Source organism: Halomonas sp. LBP4 (assembly GCF_003202205.1).
GTDB classification, from domain to species: domain Bacteria; phylum Pseudomonadota; class Gammaproteobacteria; order Pseudomonadales; family Halomonadaceae; genus Halomonas; species Halomonas flagellata.
The window spans coordinates 1-4,219 of the sequence record NZ_PDOG01000018.1; the positions used below are offsets into that span (position 1 = coordinate 1).

Consider the following 4,219-nt stretch of genomic DNA (forward strand, 5'->3'; position numbering starts at 1 on the left):
AGGCGCCGCCCACGGTGCGCAGGCGGATGGCGCGGCGGTCGGTGGAGAAGAGCAGGGCGATGGCGATCAGGGTCGCCATCCCGACCAGGCTCATGATGAGGGTCATGGGGCACCTTTTGTCGTTGGTTTCACCCGGCTGGGGTGGGGCTTGGGTGTAAGGTGAAAAATATAACAAATAGTGTTATTTTTCTAACATTATTTTTTGGGCGGCTCGCCATAAGGGTCGAGCCGCGGCGAGCGCGATGGCAATTCGTCCGGCGCTCGATCAGCATGGAGACCCGCGGTGATCGCCGTGACACAGGACGAGGAGGCTCGATGAACGGCCGTAGTGCCATGCGACTGGTGCGCCTGCAAGAGGCGCTGGCTGGCGGCGGGACCATGCGACTCGCCGAGGCGGCAAAGCTCTGTGCTGTCTCGGAAATGACCATTCGCCGTGACGTGGCGGCGAGCGACGGTGCCATCACCTTCTTCGGCGGGCGCCTGGTGATGGCCGACAACCCCCGTTTCGCCCCGGTCTACGACCTCGACGAGCAGAAGGTCAGCCACTACCCGGCCAAGTGCCGGCTCTGCGAACGGGCCGCCGCCTTCATCGAGGAGGGCGACACCCTGTTCATCGATTGCGGCACCACCCTGATGCCGCTGGTCGAGTCCCTGGCGACCCACCGCGAGCTCACCGTGGTGACCTATGCGCTCAACGTGGCCAATGCGGTGAGCATGCTGCCCGGGGTGCGCCTGGTGCTGCTCGGCGGGCTCTATCATGGCTCGTCCCAGTCGTTCGGCGGCGCCGACATCCCCGCGGCGATCCACCGACTCGGCATCAATCGCGCCTTCCTCTCGGCGGCGGGCGTCCACGAGCAGAAGGGGGTGAGCTGCTTCCATTTTCACGAGGTGGCCCCCAAGCAGGCCGCCATCGCCATCGCCGGGCAGCGCCTGCTGGTGGCCGACGAGAGCAAGCTCGACGTGATCCGTCCGGCCCGTTTCGCCGGGCTCGATGACTTCGACATGGTGATCACCGATGGTGAGGCGGGGCGTCGGCTGCGGCAGCGCCGTCATGAGGCCGGCATGGGGCCGGAGGTCCTGCTCGCCTGACATTGCCGACTCCACCCTGTCACGGATCAAGGCGAGAGGGCGGGGCCGTTGCTATTCTGCACAATAGGCAACGACTTCAGCCGGCCGCTGCCGGCGATTGGATGGATCGGTCGTTGACGCAGCATCCCGCTTTCCCAGGAGACACCAACATGCAAGCAGCCGATGTCATGACCACCAATGTGATCAGCGTCACCGAGGATGCCGAGGTGCGCGAGATCGCCAGCCTTCTGCTGGAGCACGGCATCAGCGCGGTGCCGGTGGTCGATGCCGACCAGAAGGTGTTGGGCATCGTCAGCGAGAGTGACCTGATGCGTCGGGTCGAGAACGAGGCCGATACCCACAAGTCCTGGTGGCTGAAGCTCCTGTCCGGTGCCAATGCCGGCGAGTACGTCAAGTCCCATGGTCGCAAGGCCCGCGAGATCATGACCCCCAGGCCGGTCACCGTCGGCGAGGACGAACCGCTGCATCGCATCGCCAGCCTGCTCGAGAAGCACCGCATCAAGCGGGTACCGGTGGTGCGTGACGGCAAGCTCGTGGGAATCGTCAGCCGTTCCAACCTGCTGCGGGGGTTCTCGGTCACGGCGCCGGACACCAGCCTGGATGTCACCACCGACGACCGGGAGATCCGCAACGCCATCCTCAAGGAGGTCGACGAGAATACCGGCGTGCTGGTCGATCGCCTCAACGTCATCGTTGCCGAGGGCAAGGTGCAGCTGTGGGGCCTGGTGGAGAACCAGGAGGAGAAACTGGCCGTCCAGGTGGCCGCCGAGAATACCGCGGGCGTCAAGGCGGTGGAGAACAACCTGGGCTTCGTGCCGCGGGGCATGTCGAGTTTCTGAAGCGCCTCCGGCAACGCCAGGGGGGTGGCCGAATGGCCACCCCCCTGGCGTTGCCGGGCCCCGTGGTCACTCCCGGCGGGCTTCTGCCTGTCGCAGGGCGTTCTCGAGGTTTTCCAGGCTGCGCTCGAGCCGGTGCAGCTTGTCGAGACCGAACAGGCCGATGCGGAAGGTCCGGAAGTCGTCGCCCTCGTCGCACATCAGCGGCACGCCGGTCGCGACCTGTACACCGGCCTCGGCGAAGCGGTCGACGATGTGGGGGTCGTCGGTGTAGCTGACCACTACGCCGGGGGCCTCGAAGCCCGGGGCGGCGACGCTCTTCAGGCCGTGCTCGGCGAGCATGGTCCGCACGCGCTGGCCCAGCACCAACTGCTCCTCGCGTAGCTTCTCCAGGCCATAGGCCTCGATCTCGGCCATCACATCGCGCAGCTTGACGAGGCAGTCGGTGGGGAGGGTGGCGTGGTAGGCGTGGCCGCCCTCCTCGTAGGTCTCCATGATCGACAGCCACTTCTTCAGGTCGCAGGCGAAGCTGGTGCTGGTGGTCGAGTCGATGCTCTCGCGGGCCAGCTGTGACAGCATCACCAGGCCGCAGCAGGGCGAGGCGCTCCAGCCCTTCTGGGGCGCACTGACCAGCACGTCGACGCCGAGATCCGCCATGTCGATCCAGAGGGTGCCGGAGGCGATGCAGTCGAGCACGAGGAGGCCGCCCTGCTCGTGGATGGCATCGGCGATTCGGCGCAGGTAGTCGTCGGGCAGCAGGATGCCGGACGAGGTCTCGACATGGGGGGCGAACACCACGTCGGGCTGCTCCAGGTGGATCGACTCGAGCACGTCCTCGATGGACGGCGGGGCGAAGGGGGAGGTTGGGTCGTTCTCGTCGAGCCGACGTGCCTTGAGGACATCGGCATCCGAGGGGATACGGCCCATCTCGAGGATCTGGCTCCAGCGATAGCTGAACCAGCCGTTGCGAATCACCAGGCAGCCCCGGTCGGTGGCGAACTGGCGGGCCACGGCCTCCATGCCGAAGGTGCCACTGCCCGGGACGATCACCGCGCTGTGGGCGTGGTAGACCCGCTTGAGGGTGGCGGAGATATCGCGCATGACGCCCTGGAAGCGGGCCGACATGTGATTCAGGGAGCGGTCAGTGTAGACCACCGAGTACTCCAGTAGCCCATCGGGGTCGACATCGGGTAGCAAGCCGGCCATTTCGTTCTCCGTATTGATTCCAGGCCTTCGTGACCGAAGGTGCATTCATGCCCTGAGCATATTCCGATTCGCTAACGGGGGCCAGCAGCCATGCCTATTCCGAACTGGCCAGGGAATCTCCCTGCGGCATGGCATCCTGGTCGATGGCGGCAATGGCCTTGGCGGCGCGCTGCAGTGCCGGCAGGCATTGCAGGGCCTTGTCATGTGTCATGCGCATGATGGGGGCCTGAATGGCGATGCCCAGGTTGGACCTGCCACCCCTGGTGTCCGGTGCCAGCACGGCAATACAGATCAGGCCAGGCAGGAATTCCTCGTCATCGAAGGCAAAACCGTTCTGGTGAACCGTCTCGATCTCGGCCTCGAGGGTATCGATATCGGTCAGGGTGTTCCGGGTGAATGCCTTGAGCGGGATCTGTCCCAGCAGGCGTCGGCGCTGCGCCGGCCTCATCTGGGCGAGGAACAGCTTGCCGCTGGCCGAGCAGTGCACGGGAACCCGGGATCCCGGGTGCAGGTAGAAGCGCAGGGCAGCCGATGTCTCGACACGATCGAGATACAGCACCTCCCCTCCCGAGAGGGCCGTGATATTGCAGCTTTCGCCGACCTCGTCGACCAATTGGCTCAGCACCGCATGGCGAGCGCCGTGCACGGTGTCGTTGAGCAGCAGGTTCTCGGCCAGCCGCCGCAGCCGACTGCCCTTGCTGTAGTGGCGGCTGTCGGCCTCGCGCTGGAGCATGCCGGACGTCTCGAGCTGCTGCAGCATGCGATGCAGGGTCGGCTTCGGCAGGCCGGTCTCTTCGACCAGGCTCTGTAGCGTGAAGAACTGATCCTTCTCGGCAATGACCTCCAGCAGCGCCAGCAGGCGCTGCGCGGGGGTATCGCCTTCAAGCTTGGTGATCTCGGGTTTGCTACTGGTCATGGCGCGGCCTCCCTTTTGCTGCCAAGGTAAATTGTTCTTGAAAAGAAATCAATTTGTACCGGTTTTTGGAATTTATCGTTGACGAGCGGCCGCGGGATGGCTAGATTCTGATCAGGTTTCGTTATCCGGAACTTTTTGTACCACAAAAACATCAATCGGCGGCGCGCCGAGG

5 protein-coding genes are annotated in these 4,219 nt (G+C 64.8%); 2 read left to right on the forward strand and 3 right to left on the reverse strand.

Going from position 1 to position 4,219, the window contains the following annotated elements; translation table 11 throughout:
• The coding region (locus CR157_RS21870; protein ID WP_146218754.1) for a Na+ dependent nucleoside transporter N-terminal domain-containing protein at positions 1-106 on the reverse strand (106 nt) is incomplete at its 3' end.
• A 209-nt stretch (positions 107-315) separates the two neighbouring features.
• On the opposite strand from CR157_RS21870, the gene CR157_RS21875 reads away from it, so the two are divergent.
• Together CR157_RS21875 and CR157_RS21880 are read left to right on the forward strand one after the other, a co-directional pair.
• Positions 316-1,089, forward strand: a complete 774-nt coding sequence (locus tag CR157_RS21875; protein ID WP_110285630.1) for a DeoR/GlpR family DNA-binding transcription regulator — start codon at positions 316-318, stop codon at positions 1,087-1,089.
• A 149-nt stretch (positions 1,090-1,238) separates the two neighbouring features.
• A complete protein-coding gene (locus CR157_RS21880) occupies positions 1,239-1,928 on the forward strand; it encodes a CBS domain-containing protein (protein ID WP_110285631.1) in 690 nt (229 codons plus the stop codon).
• A 66-nt stretch (positions 1,929-1,994) separates the two neighbouring features.
• On the opposite strand, the gene CR157_RS21885 is transcribed toward CR157_RS21880, so the two are convergent.
• A complete protein-coding gene (locus CR157_RS21885) occupies positions 1,995-3,131 on the reverse strand; it encodes an aminotransferase class V-fold PLP-dependent enzyme (RefSeq protein WP_110285632.1) in 1,137 nt (378 codons plus the stop codon).
• Positions 3,132-3,225: 94 nt separating this feature from the next.
• Positions 3,226-4,047 (reverse strand): IclR family transcriptional regulator, encoded by an 822-nt coding sequence (locus CR157_RS21890; RefSeq protein WP_110285633.1) that lies wholly within the window; start codon positions 4,045-4,047, stop codon positions 3,226-3,228.
• Between the last annotated feature and the right edge of the window lie 172 nt (positions 4,048-4,219).